General features: G+C 57.9%; 23 protein-coding genes. 13 read left to right on the top strand and 10 right to left on the bottom strand.

Annotated features, from left to right (window positions below; all coding sequences use genetic code 11):
• Positions 1-64: 64 nt before the first annotated feature.
• Positions 65-1,381 (top strand): MFS transporter, encoded by a 1,317-nt coding sequence (locus RGV06_RS08205; RefSeq protein WP_198821032.1) that lies wholly within the window; start codon positions 65-67, stop codon positions 1,379-1,381.
• 70 nt (positions 1,382-1,451) lie between these two features.
• On the opposite strand, the gene RGV06_RS08200 is transcribed toward RGV06_RS08205, so the two are convergent.
• The 4 genes from RGV06_RS08200 to flgA form a co-directional block, all read right to left on the bottom strand.
• Positions 1,452-2,192, bottom strand: coding sequence for a flagellar brake protein (locus RGV06_RS08200; RefSeq protein ID WP_322149790.1), 741 nt, complete (start codon positions 2,190-2,192; stop codon positions 1,452-1,454).
• A 96-nt stretch (positions 2,193-2,288) separates the two neighbouring features.
• The gene (locus RGV06_RS08195) at positions 2,289-2,756 is read right to left on the bottom strand and encodes a flagella synthesis protein FlgN (RefSeq protein WP_322149789.1); all 468 of its coding nucleotides are present in this window, start codon (positions 2,754-2,756) and stop codon (positions 2,289-2,291) included.
• A 51-nt stretch (positions 2,757-2,807) separates the two neighbouring features.
• Positions 2,808-3,134, bottom strand: coding sequence for a flagellar biosynthesis anti-sigma factor FlgM (gene flgM / locus RGV06_RS08190; RefSeq protein ID WP_046808548.1), 327 nt, complete (start codon positions 3,132-3,134; stop codon positions 2,808-2,810).
• Between the two features lie 151 nt (positions 3,135-3,285).
• A complete protein-coding gene (gene flgA, locus RGV06_RS08185) occupies positions 3,286-4,056 on the bottom strand; it encodes a flagellar basal body P-ring formation chaperone FlgA (RefSeq protein ID WP_198821034.1) in 771 nt (256 codons plus the stop codon).
• 78 nt (positions 4,057-4,134) lie between these two features.
• On the opposite strand from flgA, the gene RGV06_RS08180 reads away from it, so the two are divergent.
• From RGV06_RS08180 to flgE, 6 genes are all read left to right on the top strand, one after another.
• Positions 4,135-5,097 carry a chemotaxis protein CheV gene (locus RGV06_RS08180; RefSeq protein WP_046808547.1) on the top strand — a complete coding sequence of 321 codons (963 nt, stop codon included), beginning with the start codon at positions 4,135-4,137 and terminating at the stop codon, positions 5,095-5,097.
• Positions 5,098-5,109: 12 nt separating this feature from the next.
• A complete protein-coding gene (gene cheR, locus RGV06_RS08175; protein WP_019823342.1) occupies positions 5,110-5,937 on the top strand; it encodes a protein-glutamate O-methyltransferase CheR in 828 nt (275 codons plus the stop codon).
• A 257-nt stretch (positions 5,938-6,194) separates the two neighbouring features.
• Positions 6,195-6,602, top strand: coding sequence for a flagellar basal body rod protein FlgB (gene flgB / locus RGV06_RS08170; RefSeq protein WP_019823341.1), 408 nt, complete (start codon positions 6,195-6,197; stop codon positions 6,600-6,602).
• Positions 6,603-6,605: 3 nt separating this feature from the next.
• Positions 6,606-7,049 (top strand): flagellar basal body rod protein FlgC, encoded by a 444-nt coding sequence (gene flgC / locus RGV06_RS08165; RefSeq protein ID WP_019823339.1) that lies wholly within the window; start codon positions 6,606-6,608, stop codon positions 7,047-7,049.
• Between the two features lie 15 nt (positions 7,050-7,064).
• Positions 7,065-7,790 carry a flagellar hook assembly protein FlgD gene (locus tag RGV06_RS08160; protein ID WP_019823337.1) on the top strand — a complete coding sequence of 242 codons (726 nt, stop codon included), beginning with the start codon at positions 7,065-7,067 and terminating at the stop codon, positions 7,788-7,790.
• Between the two features lie 29 nt (positions 7,791-7,819).
• Positions 7,820-9,139 carry a flagellar hook protein FlgE gene (gene flgE / locus RGV06_RS08155; RefSeq protein ID WP_019823335.1) on the top strand — a complete coding sequence of 440 codons (1,320 nt, stop codon included), beginning with the start codon at positions 7,820-7,822 and terminating at the stop codon, positions 9,137-9,139.
• A 138-nt stretch (positions 9,140-9,277) separates the two neighbouring features.
• Here the strand turns inward: flgE and codA are convergent, their stop codons facing one another.
• The 3 genes from codA to bglX form a co-directional block, all read right to left on the bottom strand.
• Positions 9,278-10,513 (bottom strand): cytosine deaminase, encoded by a 1,236-nt coding sequence (codA, locus tag RGV06_RS08150; protein ID WP_019823333.1) that lies wholly within the window; start codon positions 10,511-10,513, stop codon positions 9,278-9,280.
• A gap of 169 nt (positions 10,514-10,682) precedes the next feature.
• Positions 10,683-13,556, bottom strand: a complete 2,874-nt coding sequence (locus RGV06_RS08145) for a ribonucleoside-diphosphate reductase subunit alpha (RefSeq protein ID WP_322149786.1) — start codon at positions 13,554-13,556, stop codon at positions 10,683-10,685.
• A gap of 693 nt (positions 13,557-14,249) precedes the next feature.
• Positions 14,250-16,541 (bottom strand): beta-glucosidase BglX, encoded by a 2,292-nt coding sequence (gene bglX, locus RGV06_RS08140; protein WP_322149785.1) that lies wholly within the window; start codon positions 16,539-16,541, stop codon positions 14,250-14,252.
• A 243-nt stretch (positions 16,542-16,784) separates the two neighbouring features.
• Here bglX and RGV06_RS08135 point away from each other — a divergent pair, with 243 nt between their 5' ends.
• The 6 genes from RGV06_RS08135 (at position 16,785) to RGV06_RS08110 (ending at position 21,260) form a co-directional block, all read left to right on the top strand.
• The gene (locus RGV06_RS08135; RefSeq protein ID WP_322149784.1) at positions 16,785-17,393 is read left to right on the top strand and encodes a LemA family protein; all 609 of its coding nucleotides are present in this window, start codon (positions 16,785-16,787) and stop codon (positions 17,391-17,393) included.
• A gap of 126 nt (positions 17,394-17,519) precedes the next feature.
• Complete coding sequence (locus RGV06_RS08130; RefSeq protein WP_322149783.1) at positions 17,520-18,260, top strand: TPM domain-containing protein; 741 nt, start codon at positions 17,520-17,522, stop codon at positions 18,258-18,260.
• Positions 18,261-18,287: 27 nt separating this feature from the next.
• A complete protein-coding gene (locus RGV06_RS08125) occupies positions 18,288-18,902 on the top strand; it encodes a TPM domain-containing protein (protein WP_046809014.1) in 615 nt (204 codons plus the stop codon).
• Between the two features lie 106 nt (positions 18,903-19,008).
• Positions 19,009-20,226 (top strand): class I SAM-dependent methyltransferase, encoded by a 1,218-nt coding sequence (locus tag RGV06_RS08120; protein ID WP_046809013.1) that lies wholly within the window; start codon positions 19,009-19,011, stop codon positions 20,224-20,226.
• 116 nt (positions 20,227-20,342) lie between these two features.
• Positions 20,343-20,924, top strand: coding sequence for a DJ-1/PfpI family protein (locus RGV06_RS08115; protein ID WP_019823320.1), 582 nt, complete (start codon positions 20,343-20,345; stop codon positions 20,922-20,924).
• Positions 20,925-20,939: 15 nt separating this feature from the next.
• The gene (locus tag RGV06_RS08110; protein ID WP_019823318.1) at positions 20,940-21,260 is read left to right on the top strand and encodes a ribbon-helix-helix domain-containing protein; all 321 of its coding nucleotides are present in this window, start codon (positions 20,940-20,942) and stop codon (positions 21,258-21,260) included.
• A gap of 138 nt (positions 21,261-21,398) precedes the next feature.
• Here the strand turns inward: RGV06_RS08110 and RGV06_RS08105 are convergent, their stop codons facing one another.
• From RGV06_RS08105 to RGV06_RS08095, 3 genes are all read right to left on the bottom strand, one after another.
• Entirely contained in the window at positions 21,399-23,945 is a 2,547-nt protein-coding gene (locus RGV06_RS08105) for a TonB-dependent receptor (protein WP_046809011.1), read from the bottom strand.
• A gap of 120 nt (positions 23,946-24,065) precedes the next feature.
• Positions 24,066-25,007 (bottom strand): FecR family protein, encoded by a 942-nt coding sequence (locus RGV06_RS08100; protein WP_048351737.1) that lies wholly within the window; start codon positions 25,005-25,007, stop codon positions 24,066-24,068.
• On the bottom strand, positions 25,004-25,543 hold the full coding sequence (locus RGV06_RS08095; RefSeq protein WP_198821042.1) for an RNA polymerase sigma factor: 540 nt from the start codon (positions 25,541-25,543) through the stop codon (positions 25,004-25,006). Before RGV06_RS08095 ends, RGV06_RS08100 begins: the two co-directional genes overlap by 4 nt.
• Positions 25,544-25,566 lie beyond the last annotated feature (23 nt).

Genomic DNA, 25,566 nt, shown 5'->3' with positions numbered 1-25,566 from the left:
GTTTAAATCTGTGGCGCCGGGCCCTCGTCCCGGCTGCAGATACAAGGAGCCGCACGGAAAGCCAATGCACCAAATCTGGAAGTCTTTTCGAGCGTTGTACTTTGCCTCGCTGATGATGCTGATCGGCTCAGGCCTGTTGAGTACCTATCTGGCGCTGCGTCTGGCGGCCGACAACGTTGACGGTCTGTGGATCGGCGCGTTGATGGCGGCCAACTATTTTGGCCTGGTACTGGGCGGCAAGATTGGCCACCGGCTGATTGCCAGGGTGGGGCATATTCGTGCCTACGCCACCTGTGCCGGCATTGTCGGTGCGGCAGTGCTGTGTCACGGGCTGACGGACTGGTTGCCGGTATGGTTGCTGCTGCGGGTGATCGTGGGTCTGGGCATGATGTGCCAGTACATGGTCATCGAAAGCTGGCTCAATGAGCAGGCCGATGCCAAGCAGCGTGGGGTGGTGTTCAGTCTGTACATGATCGCCTCCTATCTGGGCCTGGTGCTCGGCCAATTGATCCTGGTGATCCATCCGGACCTGGGGCTTGAATTGCTGATGGTTGTGGCGTTGTGCTTTGCCCTGTGCCTGGTGCCCGTGGCCATGACCCGGCGCATTCACCCGGCGCCCCTGCACCCCGCACCGATGGACCCCAAGTTTTTTATCAAACGTGTACCCCAGTCATTGATCGCGGTGATGGGCGCAGGCCTGCTGGTGGGTTCGTTCTACGGTCTGGCGCCGCTTTATGCCTCGCAGCAGGGGCTGTCGACCGAGCTGGTCGGTCTGTACATGGGTAGCTGTATTTTTGCCGGGTTGCTGGTGCAGTGGCCGCTGGGCTGGCTGTCCGACCGCTATGACCGGCCATTGCTGATTCGCATCTTCGCCTTCTTGCTGGCGGTGGCGGCATTGCCGCTGGCGATCCTGCCGTCGGTGCCTCTGGAGGTGCTGTTTGTGGCCGGGGGCATGGCGGCACTGATGCAGTTCTGTATTTATCCGCTGGCCGTGGCGTTTGCCAATGACCACATCGAGCCCGAGCGTCGCGTGTCGCTGACCGCGATGCTATTGGTGACCTACGGCATTGGAGCAAGCGTTGGACCGCTGGTGGCAGGGGTGCTGATGAAGGTGCTTGGCAGCCAGATGCTTTACGCGTTTTTCAGCGTGGCCGGCTTGATCCTGGTATGGCGAATTCGTCCGAATGCAGTGACCAACCTGCACCAGGTCGATGATGCGCCGCTGCATCACGTGGCAATGCCTGACAGCATGTCCAGCTCGCCGCTGGTAGCGGCGCTTGACCCTAGGGTCGATGAGCAGGTGGTGCAGGATCAGATGGTGGATAACGTTGAGCCGGAGCCGGAGCCGGAGCCGGAACCAGAGACGGAACCCAAGCCCTAGACACTTTCCCTGTGGGAGCGGGCTTGCTCGCGAAGGCAGCTCCCACAGGATGTGCAGTGTTCACTCAAGTTCAATAATCGTCGTCTTTATCAAACTGGCGCGCTTCGCGCTGCAGTTGATACACAAAACGCTCGACCTGACGCTGAACGGCGCCGCTGATGTTGTGAAAGCGCATGCCGGCAAAGGTAATGTTCAGCCGCTCTTCAAAGTGCAGGTACCGCAGCTCGACCGGTGTGGACATCAAGCCGAACGGCAGGTCTGCGCTGAATCGCTCATACACCTGGCCCAGTTGCATGCCCTGGCTGATGTCACCCTCAAAGCGCAATTTGCAGCCTGTTGCTGAAACGTCCAGCAACTTGCCTTTGAGCGGGGAATTGAGCTTTTCACCTCCGACTTCCACGCTGACCAGGTTGGCCAGCCGCAACGCTGCACGAAACGCATTGCGCCGCTGGTGGTAGACCACTTCCTGGGGTAACGCGCCGCGATAGCAGCGATGATGATTGGCATCATCAATGGTCAGCAACGTGGTGCATTCCCAGGCAATGCGCACGCCGTCGTGGAAACCCTCAACCCGAAACGGTATGCCCGCCTCAAGAAAGCGCTCGCCGTCACGGGGGATCATTTCGTCCAGAGCCATGGTATTGCGCTCACGGTCCACATCCACCACATAGCTTTGGAAGCGCTGGGTACGGTCCTGAAAAGTGATAATCAGCGGGTCATGGCTCTCTAACAGCATCCGCAGGTTGGAGGCAATTTCCAAAGGGGTGGTCAGCACCTTTGGTGGTTGCGGAGCATCTTGGGCGTCGAACACGTTTGGTCAATCTCCAGACAAAATACAGCGACACGCAAAAAAGAGGCATTCTGCCATTATGGTGCGTGTCTCGCTACAGGCTGCGGATGTACAGGTTCAAGCCTGGCTGTAGGCGCGGTGCTTGTTGAGCATCGAGGTGGTGCCGCGTGCGTCATACAGCGATGGGGCTTCGCCGCCATGGAGAATGCGCAGCTGGTTGGCGGTGATCGCCTGCTGGGTCTGGATCGACTGTCCATTGATCAGGTTGGCGGCCTGGCATTGGGCCAGTAACTGGTTCAGCACATCGCTCTGGCTGAGCAGTTGCGCACCCACACTGGAGTGGCTGGCCAGGCTTTCGAGGCCGCTGCGGTTGGTGGCCAGACCAAGGCCCGCCAGAATCTCGCTGCGTTTGCGGCCATGTTGCTCCAGCAAAATGATCAGCGACTGTTTGCGCGCCAGAATGTTTTCCAGCACCTGCATGTCGCGGCCTTTGAGGGCGATGGACTCGTCCTGCAACAGACCGAGCAATTGCTCGGCGGGGGCGAGGTCATCATTGATCAGTTGCAGTAAATTTTCGTCGTGCATAGTCGGCTCTGGGAGTTAAGCGTCCAAAAGCCTGGCACTGGCCGTGTGGGCCTAGCGCTGGGCTTCCATGTTAAGCAGTTTGCTGGCGACCCGGTTGCTGTCGACTTTATAGCTGCCTTCGGCGATGGCTTGTTTGAGCTCTGCCACCCGATTTTTGTCGACCGCAGGTTGGTCACGCAACGAGTCGCTGATCTTCTGCAACTGCTGAGCCTCTTGGCTGAGGTGTACAGACTCCCCGCTTGGGGCGCTGGCGCTGGTTTGTTCAGGGTTTTTTGCCGGGGCCGCTTGCGTGGCGCTGCCTGCTTCCTGATTTGCATTACTGCGCGTACTGCCGGTTAAGGGCGGGGCGCTGTTAAGACGACTGAAGTCGATGACCATAACGAAAAACCTCGGGGTATTTGGACGCTTGCCATGTTTTCGGCCATACCCGGAAAAACTTTAGGCTCGATTAATCATAGCTTCACACAGAACTGTACTGATCTGCGTCAAACCACAGTGTAGGAAAGTAGAGAGACTGATGCCAACTTTCCTACAATGCCACTTCAACTTGACCGGGTGCTGTCACTCGGGCCCGGATCACACGCTTGGAATTCAGGTTTTTTACTCGTATCTGTTCGCTGAGCCCACCGTCTGACAGGGCTTCGCCGGGCATTTTGACACTTAATGTACCGCTACGCGCGCTGATGACCACGTGATCGCCCTTGCGTACGGCGGCAACCTGTTCCAGGTGCGTGAGGGTCAGCACTTGATCGGTGACCATGGGCCTCAGCAGCTTTTGACCCACCGCCAGTTCAGTGGCAGTCAGGTATCCCTGATTGATCAGGCTGATATCCCGCTCGCGCAAGGTCACATCGGCATAGTCGATCACCCTGCCACGCTGGAGGGGGTGATTGACGGTGACCACGTCCCGGAACAGTTTGACCTGAGCGGGAACGAAGATGGTCCACGGTGAGAGCCCTTCGCAGCGTACGCGCACGATCACCCGGCCCATGGGTTGGGCCGGGCTTTCGAGGGTGGCTGTCAATTCCTTGTCGCAGTGGGCCAGTCGCAGACGGGGGTCCAGGTTGTTGACCTGGATCTGATATCGACCTTCGGTCTGGCTGGTGGCCAGGTAGTCTTCAACGGTGAATTCAAGAAAGCCCTGGGTCACGCCGATAAGCTGTTCAGGCGACGTAAACGCATCAGCCTTGCTATAAGTGCCTGTGCCAAGCAGGGTGCCAGCCGCCAGGACACTCAGACAGCTGCGACGCAGGGTCTGAAGGAAGGGCCGGTGGCAGGAAATTGTCGTTTTTGCGTTCATGGCCGATAAAAAAGCAAGCCCCGTGCCGTTTACCGGGAACTGCGTGATGAAACTTGAAGTTTTTAAGAGGAGCTGACTATGGCCGGGATGATGGATGCGGTTAACCAGCGCACTCAACTGGTCGGGCAAAACCGCCTGGAACTGTTGTTGTTTCGTCTGGATGGGCCACAGCTTTACGGGATCAATGTGTTCAAGGTCAGGGAGGTGCTTCAATGCCCGAAACTGACCTTGATTCCCAAATCCCATCCCGTGGTCTGTGGTGTGGCGAGCATTCGAGGCGCGACCATCCCGATTCTTGATCTGGCCATGGCCACCGGGGCGGGCCCCCTGAAAGATCAAAGCAGCCCGTTTGTGATCATCACCGAGTACAACACCAAGACTCAGGGTTTTCTGGTTCGCTCGGTCGAACGCATCGTTAACATGAACTGGGAAGATATTCACCCGCCGCCCAAGGGCACGGGTAACGACCATTACTTGACGGCCGTCACCCGGCTGGACGACCAACTGGTTGAAATCATCGATGTTGAAAAGGTCCTGGCAGAAGTCTCGCCATCACCTGAAACCATCACCCATGGCGTGGTGGATGTCGAAACCCGAAGCAAGGCACTGTCATTGCGGGTGCTGACCGTCGACGATTCGTCGGTGGCGCGCAAGCAGGTTGCCCGTTGCCTGCAAACGGTCGGTGTTGAAGTGGTGTCGCTGAACGACGGCCGTCAGGCGCTGGACTACCTGCGCAAGCTGGTGGAGGAGGGCAAGGACCCGTCTGAAGAGTTTCTGATGATGATCTCGGATATCGAGATGCCGGAAATGGACGGCTACACCCTGACCGCTGAAATCCGTAACGATCCGCGGATGCAAAAGTTGCACATCATTCTGCATACTTCGTTGTCCGGGGTATTCAACCAGGCGATGGTGAAAAAAGTCGGTGCCGATGACTTTTTGGCCAAGTTCCGGCCAGATGACCTGGCATCCCGGGTAGTTGACCGGATCAAAGCAGCAGACCACAGCCAGGGCTCATCCCTGGCTGTCAAAACGATTTAAGAGGCAGGACATTTGTCGACGGCTAATTTGGATTTTGAACAGTTCCGGGTCTTCCTGGAAAAAGCCTGTGGCATTTTGCTGGGTGATAACAAGCAGTACCTTGTCTCCAGTCGGCTCAACAAGCTGATGGAGCAGCAAGGTATCAAGTCCTTGGGCGAGCTGATTCAGCGTATCCAGAGCCAGCCGCGCAGCGGGCTGCGCGAACAGGTGGTCGATGCCATGACCACCAACGAAACCCTGTGGTTTCGCGATACCTACCCCTTCGAAGTATTGAAGAACAAGGTGCTGCCTGAGCAAATCAAGGCCAGTCCGGGCCAGCGGTTGCGCATCTGGTCGGCGGCCTGTTCTTCGGGGCAGGAGCCGTACTCGTTGTCGATGGCGATTGACGAGTTTGAGCGCAGCAATCTTGGGCAGTTGAAAGCGGGGGTGCAGATTTTTGCCACCGACCTGTCGGCCCAGATGCTCAATACTTGCAGAACCGGCGAGTACGACAACCTGGCGATTGGCCGTGGTCTGTCGCCCGAACGCCTGCAGCGCTATTTCGACCCCAAGGGGCCGGGGCGCTGGGTGCTCAAGGCGCCGATCAAGAGCCGGGTAGAGTTCCGCTCCTTCAACCTGCTGGACAGCTACGCAGGGTTTGGCAAGTTCGACATCGTGTTTTGCCGCAACGTGTTGATCTACTTCTCGGCAGAAGTGAAAAAAGACATCCTGCTGCGTATTCACAGCACCTTGAAGCCGGGCGGCTACCTGTTTTTGGGAGCCTCTGAAGCCCTCAACGGCTTGCCGGATCACTACCAGATGGTCCAATGTAGCCCGGGCATCATCTACCAGGCCAAGTAACCTCCGTGGGAGCGAGCCTGCTCGCGAACGGCCTTCGCGAGCAGGCTCGCTCCCACCGGTTTTGCGTTGTCCGATAAAAAGCGGCAGAAAAGCGGCAGTCAGCGGTCAGCCGTTGCCGCTTTTCTGGCATTGCCGCTGTCCGCATCCCGGCAAACCCTTGAAATACGGGGCTGTAAAAACTGGCACGGGGTTTGCTCTATCCCTGTCATGTAAAGCCTGAATCACATTCTCAGGTCAGCCCACAAAGGTTTTCCGACATGAGCATCAGCTTCGATAAAGCGCTTGGTATCCATGAGCAAGCCCTGGGCTTTCGCGCTCAGCGCGCTGAAGTACTGGCCAACAATATCGCCAACGCCGATACACCGAACTACAAAGCTCGGGATCTGGACTTTGCCTCGGTGCTCGCCGCACAGAGCGACAAAAACCAGAGCGGCGCTTTTGCGTTGAACAAGACCAACACTCGCCATATCGAAGCGCAGGGCCTGAGCAGTGGCGACGAGTCGCTGCTGTACCGCACCCCGATGCAACCCTCGATCGACCAGAACACCGTGGATGCTCAGTTGGAGCAATCGAACTACGCAGAGAATGCGGTCAACTTCCAGGCCAGCTTCACCCTGCTCAACAGCAAATTCAAAGGGCTGATGTCGGCCCTGCGCGGGGAGTAATTCATGTCTCTATCCAGTGTTTTCAATATTGCCGGTAGTGGCATGAGCGCCCAGACCACGCGTCTGAACACCGTGGCCAGCAACATCGCCAACGCTGACACCGTGTCTTCGAGCATCGACCAGACCTACCGTGCCCGTCATCCGGTGTTCGCCACCGTGTTTGAAGGCGCGCAAAGCACCACCGGCGGCTCGCTGTTCCAGAACCAGGACGCTGCAGGCCAAGGTGTACAAGTGCTGGGTGTGGTTGAAGACCAAAGCGAGCTTCAGGCCCGTTACGAGCCTAATCATCCTTCTGCAGACGCCAAGGGCTATGTGTACTACCCCAACGTCAATGTGGTTGAAGAAATGGCTGACATGATTTCTGCCAGCCGTTCGTTCCAAACCAACGCCGAGTTGATGAATACCGCCAAAACCATGATGCAGAAGGTCCTGACCCTCGGTCAGTGATAAGGGGCGACGCAAATGAGTGTGACCGATTCCACCAGCGGCATGACCCTTAACCAGGTGCTTGCCAACTCAGCCCAGGCCAAGACCACCGATACCAGTCTGGCGGCGGCCTCCAAGGCTGCGTCCGGGAACACGGCGCTGGGCAAGGATGCGTTCCTGCAACTGCTGGTTACCCAACTGAAAAACCAGAACCCGCTGGACCCGCAGGACAACACTGCGTTCGTCGCGCAACTGGCCCAGTTCAGTAGCCTGGAAGGCATCACCACGCTTAACGATACGGTGACTTCTCTCTCGGGCAATTTCCAGTCTTCGCAAGCCTTGCAGGCCTCGTCCCTGGTGGGTCGCTCGGTGATTGTGCAAACCGGTGAAGCTTACGTAGACCCTGCCAGCGAAAAACCATTCAACGGCACCGTGGTGGTCCAGGACGCCAACTCCAATCCCGTGATCAGCATTACCAATGCGGACGGTGAAGTGGTTCGCACGATCGACATGGGCACCCAGAAGGCCGGTAACGCGGGCTTTACCTGGGATGGCAAGGACGACGACGGCGTGCTGCTGGACAAGGGTTCGTACACCTTCACCGCATCGAGCAAAACCGACACCGGTACGACGGCGCTCACCACCTACCTGCCTGCCACGGTTAACAGCGTGACCCTGAGCAAGACGGGTGGCGAAATCATGCTCAACCTCGCAGGCCTGGGCAGCATTGGCATATCCAAAGTCCAGACCATTGGCCTCTAAGCCGACTCATACGCCTCAAGGAGAGAAACATGTCATTCAATATCGGCCTTAGCGGCCTCTATGCGGCGAACAAGCAGCTCGACGTGACCGGCAACAACATCGCCAACGCTGCAACCACCGGCTTCAAATCATCGCGCGCAGAGTTCGCCGATATCTACTCGGCCAACAAACTGGGTACCGGCAGCAAGACCATCGGCAGTGGCGTGAACCTGGCAGCGGTCTCGCAAAACTTTGGTCAAGGTGCCGTCAACAACACCGGCAACCTGCTGGACATGGGCATTCAGGGCAGCGGCTTCTTCGTGCTGAGCGACAACGGTTCCTTGAGCTATACCCGTGCCGGTACGTTCAAGTCTGATAAAGACGGCTACGTGACCAGTTCTGATGGGACTGCGCGTTTGCAGGGTTATGGCGTGGATGCCAACGGCAATATCGTCAATGGCGTGCTGACCGACCTGCGTATCGACACCTCAAACCTGGCGCCCAAGCCTACAGGGTCGGTAACGTCCGAGATCAACCTGAATTCCAGCTCTGATGCGATCGATCAGACCAAGGTCCCGTTCGATCCGACCGTGTCCACCAGCTACACCAAAAAATTCAGCACCATGGTCTACGACACCCAGGGCAACGCGCACCCGATGGATCAGTACATGGTCAAGACCGGTGGCAACAGTTGGAGTGTCTATACCCTGATCGATGGCCGCAACCCGGATGGCAGCTTGCCGTCAGGAGAAGGTGCTACGCCACCAGTGCCTTCAACCATGGCGTTTGATTCGGCCGGTGCGTTGACCAAGGTTACGCAGCCAGATCCGTTGGATGATCAAGCTGAAAACACGCTGGTCGTCACTGGATGGAAGCCGGGTGCCATGATCAATGGCGAATGGAAAGAAAACGGTGCAACGTCCAAAGCGGGTGGCATCGTCATTAACATGGCCAAAACCACCCAGTACAACACCGACTCTTCTCGTAACCCACCCACTCAGGACGGTTACGCTACGGGCCAGATCAACAACCTGACCATTGATGGTTCGGGCGTGATGTTCGCCAACTTCAGCAACAACCAGAGCCGTGCCATCGGCCAGATTTCCCTGGCCAGCTTTACCAACGAGCAAGGCCTGCAGCCGGTGGGTGGTACCGCCTGGAAAGAAACCTACTCCTCGGGCATGGCGGGCTACGATGCGCCGAAAATTGGCAGCTTGGGCGCCATCCAGTCCAACTCCCTGGAAGACTCCAACGTCAACCTGACCAGTGAGCTGGTGGACTTGATCAAGGCCCAGAGCAACTACCAGGCCAACGCTAAAACTATCTCGACCCAAAGCACCATCATGCAGACCATTATTCAGATGACGTGATGGGTGTTATCGGTCATCCAGGCCTTCTGTAGAGACTCTGTTGTCGATAAAGCCTTCCTGTGGGAGCGAGCCTGCTCGCGAATGACCTTCGCGAGCAGGCTCGCTCCCACGATTGTTTTAGTCGCAGCCTCGCTTCGCTCAGCTGAACTCAACCCGCTCTGGCACCCGTGTCATCAATACCTTGCCGCCACGAATCGATACCCGCGCCTTGGCCTGGCGGCGCACCGCTTCGTAGTCGCTCTCGGCATCCAGCACCAGCATATTCGCCGGGCGGCCAACGGCAATGCCGTAGCGCTCGCCAAGGTCGAGGGTGCGTGCGCTGTTGTCGGTGACGAGGTCCAGGCTGCGTGCCAGGTCTTCAAAACCCATCATGTGGCAGATATGCAAACCGGCATCCAGCACCCGCAGAATGTTGCCGTTGCCCAGTGGGTACCAAGGGTCCTTGATCGAGTCCTGACCGAAGCACACGTTCATCCCGGCTCGGTCCAGCTCTGCAACCCGTGTCACACCGCGACGTTTCGGGAAGGTGTCGAAGCGCCCCTGCAAGTGGATGCTTTCGGTCGGGCACGAGACAAAGTTGATACCCGAAGCCTTGAGCAGGCGGAACAATTTCGAGCAGTAGGCATTGTCATAAGAACCCATGGCCGTGGTGTGGCTGGCGGTGACCCGGCTGCCCATGCCGCGTACGCGGGCCTCTTCGGCCAGCACTTCAAGAAAGCGCGAATGCGGGTCGTCGGTCTCGTCGCAGTGCACATCCACCAGGCAGCCAGTGCGCTCAGCCAGGTCCATCAGAAACTTGATTGAACTGACCCCTTGCTCCCGGGTGTTTTCAAAGTGCGGAATACCGCCGACTACATCCGCTCCCAGCTCCACTGCCAGGGTCATCAGCTCGCGCCCACCGGCGTAGGACTCGATACCTTCCTGCGGAAACGCAACGATTTGCAGGTCAATCAGGTGGCGGGTTTCCTCACGCACTTCAATCATCGCCCGCAGCGCGGCCAGCGTCGGATCGGTGACATCGACATGGGTACGCACGTGTTGAATGCCATGCTCGGCCAGCATGCGCAGGGTGGTGTGGGCACGCTGCTTGGTGTCCTCATGGGTGATGGTTTCCTTGCGCTGCGCCCAGCGCTCGATGCCTTCGAACAGGGTGCCGCTCAAGTTCCACTCGGGCTGACCTGCGGTCAGGGCCGCGTCCAGATGAATATGCGGCTCCACAAACGGTGCGATCAACAACTGGCCCTGGGCGTCGATATCGCCTGCCTGAGGCGGTACATGAGCCGACTGCAGGGTGATGGCACTGATGTGCTCACCCTCACACATGACGGTGTGCAGGCCGGGAGTTTTTCGCAGCGTGGCATTGATGATCTTCATGGGGCGTCCTGTTGTTGAATTCTGCAACCTGCAATGTAGTCGCTGACGAAGCAAGAAGGGTGCTCCCGTCGTTTAATCGCGCAAAAACAAAACCCCCGTTAAACCCAACTGTTGCCAGGGTTTAACGGGGGTTTTTGGTCAGGCGGTTTGACCCGCCTGCCAGCTCAGCTTATTGGCAAGCTTCGCAATCCGGCTCGTCAATCGCGCAAGCCTTTGGTACCGGTGCTGGACCGGCAGGGGCTGCGACGACGTCTTCGCTGTTGTTGCCGTTCGACACGGCGTTGAGCTTGCCCGTGTTGACGGTGGATTTCTCGGTGCTGGTCGCGGCCAGGGCACGGAGGTAGTAAGTGGTTTTCAGACCACGGTACCAGGCCATGCGGTAGGTCACGTCCAGCTTCTTGCCCGAAGCGCCAGCGATGTACAGGTTCAGCGACTGAGCCTGGTCGATCCACTTCTGACGGCGGCTGGCGGCGTCAACGATCCACTTGGTGTCGACTTCAAACGCGGTGGCATACAGCTCTTTGAGCTCTTGCGGGATGCGTTCGATCTGCTGCACGGAACCGTCGTAGTACTTCAGGTCGTTGATCATGACCGAGTCCCACAGATCGCGCGCCTTGAGGTCGCGAACCAGGTACGGGTTGATCACGGTGAATTCGCCCGAGAGGTTCGATTTCACGTAGAGGTTCTGGTAGGTCGGTTCGATCGACTGCGATACGCCAGTGATGTTGGCGATGGTCGCGGTCGGTGCGATGGCCATGATGTTGGAGTTACGAATGCCTTTTTGTACGCGGGCACGAACCGGTGCCCAGTCCAGGGATTCGTTCAGGTCAACGTCGATGTACTTCTGGCCGCGCTGCTCGATCAGGATCTGTTGCGAATCCAGCGGCAGGATGCCTTTGGACCACAGGGAACCCGGGAACGTCTCGTAAGCGCCGCGCTCGTCTGCCAGGTCGCAAGAAGCCTGGATCGCGTAGTAGCTGACCGCTTCCATCGACTTGTCGGCAAACTCAACGGCAGCCTGGGAGGCGTACGGAATGTGCTGCAGGTACAGAGCGTCCTGGAAGCCCATGATCCCCAGACCCACTGGGCGGTGCTTGAAGTTCGAGTTGCGTGCTTGCGGCACCGAGTAGTAGTTGATGTCGATCACGTTATCGAGCATGCGAACGGCTACGTCGATGGTGCGCTTGAGCTTGTCGGTGTCCAGTTTGCCGTTGACGATGTGGTTCGGCAGGTTGATCGAGCCCAGGTTGCAAACAGCGATTTCGTCCTTGTTGGTGTTCAAGGTGATCTCGGTGCACAGGTTCGAGCTGTGGACCACGCCCACGTGCTGCTGCGGGCTGCGCAGGTTGCACGGGTCTTTGAACGTCAGCCATGGGTGGCCGGTTTCAAACAGCATGGACAGCATTTTGCGCCACAGGTCTTTTGCCTGAATGGTCTTGAACAGCTTGATCTTGCCCGGGTACTGGGACAGTGCTTCGTAGTACTCGTAACGCTCTTCGAAGGCCTTGCCGGTCAGGTCGTGCAGGTCCGGTACTTCGGATGGCGAGAACAGGGTCCACGGGCCGTCATCGAAGACGCGCTTCATGAACAGGTCAGGGATCCAGTTGGCGGTGTTCATGTCGTGGGTACGACGACGGTCATCACCGGTGTTCTTGCGCAGCTCGATGAACTCTTCGATGTCCATGTGCCAGGTTTCCAGGTAAGCGCACACAGCGCCTTTGCGCTTGCCACCCTGGTTAACGGCCACAGCGGTGTCGTTCACGACCTTGAGGAACGGAACCACGCCCTGGGATTTGCCGTTGGTGCCCTTGATCCACGAACCCAGTGCACGTACTGGCGTCCAGTCGTTGCCCAGGCCACCGGCGAATTTGGACAACATGGCGTTGTCGTGGATCGCGTGGTAAATGCCCGACAGGTCATCCGGCACGGTGGTCAGGTAGCAGCTGGACAGCTGCGGACGCTGAGTACCGGCGTTGAACAGGGTAGGGGTCGACGACATGTAGTCGAAGGACGACAGCAAGTTGTAGAACTCGATGGCGCGGTCTTCTTTTTGCTTCTCTTCGATTGCCAGGCCCATGGCCACGCGCATGAAGAAGATCTGCGGCAGTTCGAAACGCACGCCATCGTGGTGGATGAAGTAGCGGTCGTACAGGGTTTGCAGGCCCAGGTAGGTGAACTGCTGATCGCGCTCGTGGTTGATCGCCTTGCCCAGTTTTTCCAGGTCGAAGGTGGCCAGAATCGGGTTCAGCAAATCGAACTCGATACCCTTGGCGATATAGGCCGGCAGGGCCTTGGCGTACAGGTCAGCCATCTCGTGGTGGGTGGCGCTGTCAGCGACTTTCAGGAAGCTCAGGCCTTCGGCACGCAGGGTGTCCATCAGCAGGCGAGCGGTCACGAACGAGTAGTTGGGCTCACGCTCTACCAGGGTGCGGGCGGTCATCACCAGGGCGGTGTTGACGTCGCTCAGCGCTACGCCGTCGTAGAGGTTTTTCAGGGTTTCGCGCTGGATCAGGTCGCCGTCAACTTCTTCCAGGCCTTCGCAGGCTTCGGTGACGATGGTGTTCAGGCGGCCCATGTCCAGCGGCGCGAACGTGCCGTCAGCGAGGGTGATGCGAATTGACGGGTGAGCTTGCACCGCGTCTTGGGCAGGAGCGCGGATGGCGCGTTCCTTGGAGCGTGCGTCACGGTAGATCACATAGTCGCGAGCCACTTTTTGCTCACCGGCGCGCATCAGGGCCAGTTCAACCTGGTCCTGGATTTCTTCGATGTGGATGGTGCCACCCGATGGCATACGACGCTTGAAGGTTGCAGTGACCTGTTCGGTCAGGCGCGCAACAGTGTCGTGAATGCGGGACGAGGCGGCAGCGTTGCCGCCCTCAACTGCGAGAAACGCCTTGGTGATGGCAACGGTGATCTTGTCATCGGTGTAAGGAACCACAGCCCCGTTACGTTTGATCACGCGCAGTTGGCCTGGCGCGGTCGCAGACAGATCCAGATTTGAATCAGAACCCTGCGAGTTCTCGCGAGTTGTATCGGTTTGCATGGGGGGTGTCTCCACATTCTCTATGTTTGTTTGGGCGCCTTTTGGGTGCCCACCGTTACGTCCTGAAGCACTACAACCGGTGATGAGCCGGGCATAACAACTTCGGGACGTACAGAAGGGGGGTTAAGCCGCTTCCGTGCCGAAGTCTTGATTCACGCAGACCGCGTGAAACCGTATTCCTGTTGGATGACAGTATTTTTACTGCAACACCCGGGCCGCTTTCCGACATTTACGTTGGAAAGCGGTTGCCATCCGCATGAGCGGTTTGGTCTTTAAAATCGTGTTTGGTTCACCAGGCAGGCGCGAGAAAAGGGCTTGAAATTCTCGTCTGAGTTGTGCTTGGTCTTTTTGCTTAAAACCCTACATATGGGGTTTTTTGGCTGGATAGATACAAGATATGCGTTTTGCCGAGTCTCTGCAACGTAGGATCTTGGCTTGAATCCATGCTCGATTTGTGTATGAAAGTATAAAAAACGGCGTAGGCCCCACAGGCTCTGCATCAGACCGTTTGTCACCAATTTTTACCGGATTAAACTGTGCGTGCTGAATTTTGAGGGCGCGAACCCTACCATAAAAAACAGCGCTGTCCGAACGCATTTTCAGGCGGGTGCAAAGATAGGAAAGGTCAAGGGGATATTGCTACGAAGAAGCACCGGGAAGGTCAGGGCAGACCTTCCCGGTCATTGAGCGAAATTACAGCAATTGGAAGCTGTTTTGCTGGACGTTTTGCGAGTCGAGGCCGATCTGCACGTTGAATTCACCCGGTTCTGCGGCGTACTTCAATTGTGTGTTGTAGAACTTCAGGGCGTCCTCGTCGATGTTGAACTGCACGATCTTTTCCTCGCCGGGCTGGAGCATGATCTTCTGGAAGTTTTTCAGCTCCTTGACCGGACGGCTCATGGACGCTGTGACGTCCTGGATGTACAGCTGAACCACTGTTTCGCCAGCACGCTTGCCGGTGTTTTTGACGGTCACACTGGCCGTCAGGGTGGCACCCGGCTTCAAGGTTTTGCTCGACAGGCTGACATCCGACACGCTGAAGTCGGTGTAGCTCAGGCCATAACCAAACGGGTACAACGGGCTGTTGGACTCATCGAAATACTGCGAGGTGTAGTTGCCCGGTTTGCCCGGCGTGAACGGCCGGCCAATGCTCAGATGGCTGTAGTAAGTCGGGATCTGGCCAACAGAGCGTGGGAAGGTGATCGGCAATTTGCCAGACGGGTTGTAATCGCCGAACAGTACGTCAGCAATCGCATTGCCACCTTCAGTGCCGCTGAACCATGTTTCCAGCACTGCGTCTGCCTGTTGCTGTTGCACGTCGATCGACAGCGGCCGGCCGTTCATAAACACCAGCACCAACGGCTTGCCCGTAGCCTTGAGCGCTGTAATCAGGGCGCGCTGGCTGGCAGGAATGTCGAGGTTGGTGCGGCTTGATGATTCGTGGGACATGCCCCGCGATTCGCCCACCACGGCGACCACCACATCCGACTGCTGCGCCGCCTTGACCGCCTCGTCAATCATCACCTGTGCCGGACGCGGGTCATTGACCACTTCGGGCGCATCGAAGTTGAGGAAGTTGAGGTAATCGACGATTTTCTGGTCGTCAGTGATGTTGGCGCCACGGGCGTAGATCAAGTTGCCTTGCTTGCCGAGTGCATTGCGCATGCCGTCGTAGACGGTTACAGCTTGTGCCGGCAGACCGGCTGCCGCCCAACTGCCCAAAATATCGATGGGAGCCTTGGCCAGCGGGCCAACCAGAGCGATGCGCGCCTGCTTATTCAGCGGCAGGGTTTCAGACTGGTTTTTCAGCAGCACCAGGCTCTTGCGCGCCACTTCACGGGCCTCGCTGCGATGCAGGCGGCTGTCGGCCTTGGTGTCGACCGGATCATCTTCAGCCTTGCCAATACGCAGGTACGGGTCGGCAAACAGGCCCATGTCATATTTGGCGCCCAGCACTTCACGCACCGCGTTATCCAGATCGCTTTGCGGCACTTCGCCGGACTTGAGCAGGCCAGGCAGCTCTTCGCCGTAGGCCTTGTCGTTCATGCTCATGTCGATGCCGGCCTTGATCGCCAGTTTGGCGGCCTCCCGGCTGTCCTTGGCCACGCCGTGCTTGATCAGCTCGATGATCGCGCCGTGGTCACTGACGGCGACGCCTTTAAAGCCCCAGTCCTTGCGCAGCAAGTCCTGCATCAGCCACATGTTCGAGGTGGCCGGTATGCCATTGATCGAGTTCAGGGCCACCATGACGCTGCCTGCGCCAGCTTCAATCGCCGCGTGATAGGGCGGCAGATAGTCCTGGAACATGCGTGTAGAGCTCATATCCACAGTGTTGTAGTCACGCCCCCCTTCCACTGCGCCATACAGGGCGAAGTGTTTGACGCTGGCCATCACGTTGCCGGGCAGGGCCGGTGACGCGCCCTGATAGGCGTGGACCATTACCTTGGCGATGCGCGAGACCAGATAGGTATCTTCACCAAAACCCTCTGAGGTACGGCCCCAGCGCGGGTCACGAGCGATGTCCACCATGGGCGCGAACGTCAGGTCGATACTGTCGGCGCTGGCTTCCTTGGCGGCCACGCGACCGCTGAGGCCGATGGCATCCATGTCCCAGCTGGAGGCCAGAGCCAGGCTGATCGGGAAAATGGTGCGATGGCCATGGATCACGTCGTACGCAAAAAACATCGGGATCTTAAGACGGCTGCGCATGGCGGCGTCTTGCATAGGGCGGTTTTCGTCGCGGCTGATGGAGTTGAATGTGCCACCGATGTGGCCTGCGGCGATTTCCTTGCGGATCATCTCGCGGGTCATTTCCGGGCCGATGCTGATCAGGCGCAGTTGGCCGATTTTTTCATCGACGGTCATTTGTTTCAGCAGTTGGGCGACGAACTCGTCTTTGGGAGGGAGCGGGGCCGCCGGGGTTTGAGCCCACGCGGTGTGACTGGCCAGGCTGATGACGATGCCCAGCAAACACATTTTTCTCATTGGATTCTTCTGCGCAGCCGCTCACGTGAAGCGAGGGAAGCCCACGCTTGTGCAGCGATATTGTTCTGGGGAGGTATCAGGAGTACTCGGATTAAAGAATTGACCTACCTTTAGAACAGAGTATTCCTGACTGGTAGGCAGTCTTTTAGCTGATTCATCGCGCGCAATCCAGTATTGCCGGGAGTTTTTAGGCGTGGTGTGTGGTCAATAATCCTAATGTCGTTATTTCGGAGCGTCACAAGCATGGAAATACAAAGCGTTAGAGTCGTGGGCTGGAAAGTGATCGCACTGCTGGCCATGAGCAGTGTGCTGGCGGGGTGCGGGATCAACACCATTCCGACCCTCGACGAGCAGGTCAAGGCGGCCTGGTCGCAAGTACAAAACCAGTATCAGCGTCGCTCTGATCTGATACCCAATCTGGTCGAAACGGTCAAAGGCGCGGCCAAACAGGAGCAGGCAACCCTGACCGCAGTGATTGAAGCGCGGGCCAAGGCGACCTCGATCCAGGTCGACGCCAGCACCCTGAACAATCCTGAAAAACTCAAGCAGTTCCAGGAAGCGCAGAACCAGCTGACGGGAGCCTTGAGTCGATTGATGGTGGTGTCCGAGCGTTACCCGGACCTCAAGTCGAACCAGAACTTCCTCTCGCTGCAGTCACAACTTGAAGGCACGGAAAACCGCATCAGCGTGGCCCGCCGCGACTTTATCCTCGCCGTGGAGCGTTACAACACTGAAATTCGCACCTTCCCGGGGCGTTTGTGGCATGCGGTGATGTACAGCGACCTGCCGGTCCGCCCGACCTTTGAAGCCACCACCCCGGACGCCGACAAAGCGCCTGAAGTGAAGTTCTGACCATTGTGGGAGTGAGCCTGCTCGCGATGGCATCACCACGTTCGATCAGACACTCCGCGTGGACTGCATCGCGAGCAGGCTCGCTCCCACGCAGCTGGGGTATTTTCTTCAACTAACGAGGTGCCGATGCGCGTATTAAAACCGGGGTTGGGTCTGCTGCTGTGGCTCTTTATAGCCACGGCCCAGGCGCTGACCTTTCCTGCGCTCAGCGGGCGGGTGGTGGATGACGGGCAAATGCTTGATCCCGCTACGCGCGAGCAATTGACACAAACCCTGCAAGCCCACGAAAAAGCCACTGGCGAGCAAGTGGTCGTGGTCACCGTGCCCGACCTGCAAGGTACCCCGATTGAAGACTTCGGTTACCAATTGGGCCGGGCCTGGGGTATCGGCCAAAAGGACAAGAACAACGGGGCACTGCTGATCATTGCCCGGGACGACCGCAAGTTGCGCATTGAGGTCGGCTATGGCCTGGAAGATCGGCTCACTGACGCCCAGTCCTCGGTGATCATCAATCAGGTCATCACTCCGGCCTTCAAGGCAGGGAACTACAACCAGGGGATCAGCGACGGTGTTGGCGCCATCCTGCAGGTACTGGGCGGCGTTCCCTTGGCCGAACCGGCCTACGCCACCGGGCAGGGCGACGGCAGTGACTTCATGGCTGAGCACCCGGGCGTGGTTGTACTGCTATTTATACTGTTTGTGCTGATTGTCGCTGCCTGCCAGTTCCTGGGCATCTGCCACTCGGGCGGTGGAGGTGGTTCGCGCTCGGGCGGCTTTGGGGGTGGCGGGTTCGGAGGAGGCGGTGGCGGAGGTTTTCGCGGCGGCGGTGGCAGCTTTGGCGGCGGCGGGGCCTCAGGCGGCTGGTAATTCACTTTTCAACGAGTATCGATACTTATGGCTTTATTAACTACAGAGCAACAACAGCAGGTCGCAGAGGCCGTCACCCGCGCCGAACAGCGCACCGACGCCGAAATAGTTACCGTGCTGGCACCGCGGTCCGACGACTACAGTTATATCCCCTTGCTGTGGGCCAGCCTCATCGCTCTGGTGGTGCCTGCCGTGGTGCATTTTTTAAACAGCGGGCTGGCGACGTACACGCTGCTGATGCTGCAGTGGGCCAGTTTTGTATTCCTCAGTTTGATTTTTCGCATCCCTGCGATCACCACCCGCCTGATCCCGCCCCGTGTGCGGCATTGGCGCGCCAGCAACCTGGCCCGGCGCCAGTTTCTTGAACAAAAACTGCACCACACCGAAGGGCGCACCGGCGTACTGATTTTTGTCAGTGAGGCCGAGCGTTATGTCGAAATTCTGGTGGATGAAGGGATATCCCGTCATCTGGACGACAGCGATTGGGGCACTATCGTCAACGACTTCGTTCGCCGCGTGGCGCTGGGGCATACGGCTGAAGGCTTTATTACCTGCATCGATGCCTGTGCCGAAGTGCTTGCGCAGCACATACCTAAAACTCAGCCGCGTAACCAATTACCGAATCGGTTGGTGATGTTGTAATTGCCGCTGTCTGAAATAACTCCGTGCCCCCGGCGACCAACACGCCTAAAATGGCCGCCATTCTTTTTTTGATTTCTCCTCCTGCACCCCCGAGGCACCTTTTTCAATGTCAGTGACTGCTACCACCGCCGCGTCTGTGCCGGATCATCGTGCGCAATTTTTGAGCCTGCTGGAGACCGGCCTGGCCCAGAACTCCTTTATCAAGCTGGTCCTGGCCAAGTACGTGGGTGCTGAAGCCGAGCTGCAGCGGATCATCATCAAGCAGGTCACGGTCAAGGATCAGGCCTGCCTCTCGTTTGTGTATCGCTACAAAACCCGTGACATCACCAAGAACTTCCCGCTGCAAGAGGGCGTGGCCAACATTGCCGAGCTGCTGCCGGACGCGTTCAAGAACGCACATTTGTTGACCCTGACCGACGAAGTGCAGCTGGAATACAGCAAAAAAGGCAAAAGCTCGCTGTTCAAAGGCAAAAGCCAGCAAGAGCGGGAAGTGCCGTCGGCCGAGCACAACCGTGAGAAAAATCGCTTTTTGGAACTGACGCGTCCATTTCTCGCGGACCTGGGGGTCACCAACAAGCAGCAAGAGCTGATCCCGGCGATGTCGCGCAAGTGGAAGCAGATCAACAAATTTATCGAAGTGTTTTCCCACGCCCTGAGCAACTCGCCGCTCAAGCTCGACCAGCCGATCAAAGTGGTGGATTTCGGTTCGGGCAAGGGCTACCTGACCTTTGCGATCCACGATTACCTGCGCCACAGCCTGCAAGCCGAAGGCCTGGTGACCGGGGTTGAGTTGCGCGAAGACATGGTCACGCTGTGCAACAACGCCGCTCAGCGCCTCGAACATCCGGGCCTGACGTTCCAGCACGGTGATGTGCGCAGCTTTGCGCCGACCCCGATCGACGTGATGATCGCGCTGCATGCCTGCGACATTGCCACCGACTACGCCATCCATATGGGGATTCGTTCCGGGGCTGCGATCATCATGTGTTCGCCGTGCTGCCATAAGCAGATCCGCCTGCAAATCCAGAGCCCGGCATTGCTCAAGCCGATGCTGCAATACGGCCTGCACCTGGGCCAGCAGGCCGAAATGGTCACTGACAGCTTGCGCGCACTGTTCCTGGAAGCCTGCGGTTATGAAACCAAGGTGTTTGAGTTCATCTCCCTGGAGCACACCAACAAAAACAAGATGATCCTCGCGGTCAAGCGCGCCGAGCCGCTTGATCCGGCTCAGCTGTTGGTGAAAATCCAGGCGCTCAAGGCGTTCTACAACATCCAGGAACACTGCCTTGAAACGCTGCTGCAGGCCGATGGCTTGCTGAAATAAGCCTGTGAGTTGCGTCTGGCGGGTACGTAGTACTTGGCTATTACCCGCTTGGGCGCTGAGGGGTTACTTTGGCTACTCTTACTGGCCCAAGGTCTTACCCCACAGGAGCGCGTACCATGGCAGCGAAAAAAATTCTGATGCTGGTCGGCGATTACGTCGAAGACTACGAGGTGATGGTGCCGTTTCAGGCGCTGTTGATGGTCGGTCATCAAGTGCACGCCGTGTGCCCGGGTAAGACCTCTGGCCAAACCGTGCGTACCGCCATTCACGACTTCGAGGGCGACCAGACCTACAGCGAAAAGCCCGGCCACCTGTTTGCCCTGAATTTCGATTTCGACAAGGTTAAAGCCAGCGATTACGACGCTCTGCTCGTGCCGGGTGGTCGTGCGCCGGAGTACCTGCGCTTGAACGAAAAGGTTCTTGAACTGGTGCGTGATTTCGACAAGGCGGGCAAGCCGATTGCGGCGGTGTGCCACGGCGCGCAACTGCTGGCGGCGGCGGGCACGCTTGAAGGACGTGAATGCAGCGCTTATCCGGCGTGTGCACCGGAAGTGCGTCTGGCGGGCGGTACGTATATCGACATCGACGTGACCAAGGCCCATGTACAGGGCAACCTGGCTACCGCTCCTGCCTGGCCGGCACATCCTGCCTGGCTTGCGGCGTTTCTGGGCTTGCTGGGCACCAAGATCACTTTGTAGGAAGGAGGCGTGACCATGTGTGAACTGTATGTAAAAGCCGATCCGATTCTTTACGAGTCACGTTCGCGCTCATTGCGTATTTGTGGCGTGGTCACGACGTTGCGCCTGGAAAACCAGTTCTGGGACATTCTCAGCGACATCGCCGAAGCAGACGGCATGACCACCAACCAATTGGTGGCCAAGTTGTATGAAGAGGTGATGGATTATCGCGGCGAAGTGGTCAACTTTGCCTCGTTCCTGCGTGTGAGCTGCACCCGCTACCTGAGCCAGCGCCGGGTTCAGGCGCCGGAGTTGAGTGTGGTAGCTCGTCACAGTAGCCGCTCTCTCCCGCAATAGCGCTTGTGGGTGTGAGCGGCATACACCTGTGGGAGCCGGGCTTGCCCGCGATGGCGTCGGCGCGGTTGGCCAGATACACCGAGCAGGCCGAATCGCGAGCAAGCCCGCTCCCACAGAGGGTTTGCCGGATCAGCCAACTCAGAAGAACCGCGTTACGCTGACCTTGGCATTGCGGCCCTGGCTGTAGGCGTTATCGCCGCTGAGCATCGGTCGAAAGCTATTGTTGAAGAGGTTGTCCACGGTGAAATTGACCTCGGTGCCCTTGAGGTACGGCTGTTGTGGCTTCCAGTTGGCAAACAGGCCCTGCACGTTGTAGCCGTCGTTGTTGTAGTGATCCCAGTAACGGTCACCCAGGACGCTGATCGGGCTGCTGTAGTAATCGTCGCTCGGTCTGCGGTCTGTTTTACGCACCCATTCTCCCTTCCAGCCAACGCGAGCATCCAGGCTCGGTATTTTGGTGCCCAGTACGGCAATCCATTTTGGTGCAGGCACATCTCGGGCCCAGACGTTGGGGCCCCACGGGTTGGTGTAGGCGCCTTCGTGTTTACCCGTCATCCATGCGTACGACAGTGAGCCGAACACGTAGGTGGACTCGTAGAAGCTTTCAACCTCAAAGCCCTTGATGGTCACGCTGCCAATATTGCGGTAGTTGGGCATGTTGGGGCCGCACGCTGTGCTCATGCTGACATCGACGGTTTGTGCGGCGCAGCCAACACCTGTGGCTTTGAAAATCTCATCGTCGACGGTGTTGTGAAACAGGGTGGTGCGCACCAGAGCGTGGTCACTGTCGCCGAAAATCTGATCGAACGTGGTGATGTTGCCCCCGCGCCAGCCGGTGATGCGCTCCGGATCCAGGCTCCGGCTGCTGGAGGTGCGGCTACCAGTGCCCTGGACTTCGTATTGCTCGTCGATCACCGGGGCGCGCCAGGTCTTGCTGTAGTTAAGGAATAAGGCGGTTTTCGGGGTAATTGTCCAGAAGGCCGACAGGCGAGGCGACCAGCCAGTGTAGGTTTTGTCGCTGTAGTCGTGACCCAGTTCCGGATGGTTGTAAAAGGGCGCGTCGTTTTCCTGGCCGCGATTGCGCACATGGTCGTAACGCATGGACGGGGTCAAGGTGAAGTCGCCCCAAGTGATGGCGTCCTGAATGTAGACGCTGTTGGTATTGACCTTGCCCCGTGGCATGAAGTTGGGCTGATAGTGGCCGTAGTTGTACTTCTCTGTTTCGTAATTACCGCCTGGCATCCACATGTCCACATCACGCTGATGTTTGCGAAATTGCACGCCGGTGGTCACCGCATGGTCCAGCGGGCCGGTGGCAAACAGGCTGATGTTTTCGATCTGGAGCATGTCATCGGTGTAGCCGGTTTCCATCTTGCGCCCGCCACTGGTGGGCTGGGTGAAGGCGTGTTCGCTACGCTTGTCGGTCTGTTCGGTGTTGGAGTGCGAGTACTTGACCTCAAGGTCTACCAGGGGGTTGTCCAGAGGCTCGTATTTGTATTTGGCCGACCAGGTGGTGTCGATGGTTGAGCGGTTGGACAGGTATCGTTGGGAGGCAATGTCATATCCATATTTGGCAATGTTGGCCTTGCTGGGCGGCTCCGGATAACTGACTGCCGAGAAGGGCACCCACAGGTAATTGTTCGCCCGCGAGTAAGACATCCCTACGCTGTGTTCATCGTCGAGGTGCAGGTTGAGTTTTAACAGTTGAGCGTCCAGGTCCTGGGCGGTGTTGGGCAGGCGCTTGGGGTTGACCGGGTACAGGTTTTTCGGATCGGGCATCGTGTCGGCCAGCTTCATGTCGTCGCCGTCGCGCTTGGTGTAATACACCAGTACATCGGCGCGGCCATCTTCGGTACGACCGTAGGCGGCACCGCTGTAAACCTGTTGATGGTCATTGCTGCTGTAGCCGTACTTGAGCATGGCGCCAACGTCTTTGCCGTCTTCGAGCAAGTCCGGGGCATCTTTGGTTTCCATGTGTACGACGCCGGCAAAACCACCATTGCCGGTGTGTATGTCATGGGGGCCTTTTTCAACTTCAAGGCGCTTGATCAGCTCGGGCTCGATAAAAATCGTGCCCTGCTTGTAGCGCTCAAAGCCACTTTTAGTCGCGCCATCAACTGTCATCTGAACGTCTTCGGCTTCGCCCATCCCCCAAATATTGATGGTCTGACCACCGGGCTTTAGCGATCCGCCGAGATTGATACCGGGCAGTGTGGCCAGCAGGCTGGGGATGTTGTTGGCTTGATATTGATTGATCTGGGTTTGCGTCATCGTCGATTTACCGACGTTGCTGGAGTCCACCTCGCCGCCATTGCCCACGACGCTGACTGCACCGAGTTCAAGGCTGTTGCTGGTGGTGGTGCCGTCTTCCCGAGGTCGCACAACGTAGGTGCGATCGACCTGGATCAGGCTGAAATCGGTGCCCTTGAGCAGTAACTGGATAGCCTGTTGGGGGGTGTAGTCGCCCTTGAGTGCGGGGACTTTTATGTTGCGCAACAGGGCTTCGTCGAACAGCAGCTGGATTTTTGCCTGCTGTGCCACCTCACTCAGCGAGCTGGCTAGCGATTGGGCCGGTAGCTGCAACTGGAACGACTCGGCGTGAGCTTGCAGGCTAATCGACAGGCAAGCCGCCATCAGTGTCGGGCGCGCGTAAACGTGCGAGAAGTGATGTGGTGTGCGAAACATGAAATCCCCCGGTGTGGCAACAAAGGCCAAAAAGACATGCGTTAGCAACGCAGACCGGAGGAAGACGCGACAGAATGAAAAATCCACATATGCGAATGTAAAATATTCGCATATGTTTTTTTAGCGGGGTTCGATGCGGATTGTTCCGTTGTCCAGCAGCACGTTTTTTACCGGGATCAACGCGGGAAGGGCCTTGACCAGTGCCAGTGGATCGCTGATGTTCAGATTACCCGAGACCTTGTAGCGAGCGAGGGGGCCATCGGCAAGCTGGATGACGCCGGGGCGGTACAGGTCAAGTTCATCCACCAGGCTGGCCAGTTCGCGATTGCGAAATGACAGGTGCCCGCTGCGCCAGTCCGCCACTTCACCAGATCCCAGGGTTTGCTCCTGTAACGAGCGCCTGACGTAGTCGTAAGTGGCACGTTGTTGCGCGCCCAGCAGGATTGAAGAGTGGGCGTCGGGGGTAAACGCGACCTGGCCGTGAGCGACACTGACCACCAATTGGCGTGGGCTGCGCCTCACATCAAACCCGGTGCCGACTACGCGGATGCGTGCATCGCCTGCATGCACCACCAATGGCTGTTCTTTATTGGCCGTTACGTCTATGTAGAGTTGGCCCTGATCCAGATAAATATCGCGCTGCTGTGCGCTGAATTCCAGGCGAACCCTTGTGTTGGCATTGACACTCAAGGTGCTGCCGTCGGGCAGTAACAGCGTGCGCCCGCTTTGGGCCAACGTGCTGACGTGTTGCTGGTGCAGTGCCACGGGAGCACCCAGGTTCAACGCAAATACGGCGCACAGCACGGCGGCAGCGGTGGCCAGTACAGGGTTGAAGCGCCGTCGGCGCACGGGGAGCGCGACGGGGCGGTTGATCTGCTCAAGCTCGCCCAGGTCAGCCCACAAAGACTCGAACTCGCTATAAGCCCGAGCATGGGCCGGGTTTGCGAACCAGATATTGAATTGCTCACGGCTGGACGGGTCGCGCCCGTTACGGTTGCGCGAAAACCAGTTGGCCGCCTGTTCATCGATGCTGCTGTGCCCGGCTTCATGAAAAGGGCTCATTCTGGCTGCTCCTTGCCGCTGTCCCGTTGTAGATGTTGCTTGCAGTGCAGCAAAGCTAGGGCAATGTGTTTTTCAACCATGCTGACGGAGATCCCCATGCGTTCGGCAATCTGTGTCTGACTCAAGCCTTCAAAACGGTGCAGCATAAGAGCTTCGCGGCGTCTGGGCGAGAGTTCTGCGAGGACATGTTTGAGTTGCTCAAGGCGCTGCTGGCGCTGGGCTGCAGCCATCGGGTCATCCCTTTCATCACTTAATGGTTCGGGGTCACTCGCGGCGTGATCGCCGTGCACGGCAAGTCGTACCTGCTGACGACGCCAGTGATCGCGCAACAAATTGCGCGCCATCTGGAATAAAAACGCCCGAGGTTGTTCGACTTTGGCCCGGTCCTGATAGCCGAGCCATTGGGTGAAAACATCCTGGGTCATGTCCGCTGCATCGCTGGTGTTGTCGGTGCGCTTGCGCAGAAAGTGCAAAATTTGCGTGTAGAACTCGCGAAAGTGATCGGCCGCAGGTGGGTCGGGTTTAAGGCCAGACATGAATATCCTTGAGAACACAGCGA

This window comes from Pseudomonas sp. CCI3.1, from assembly GCF_034313985.1.
Classification (GTDB): Bacteria; Pseudomonadota; Gammaproteobacteria; order Pseudomonadales; family Pseudomonadaceae; genus Aquipseudomonas; species Aquipseudomonas psychrophila.
The sequence above is the reverse complement of the archived record's forward strand: the minus strand, read 5'-3'. Positions and strand labels throughout refer to the sequence as shown.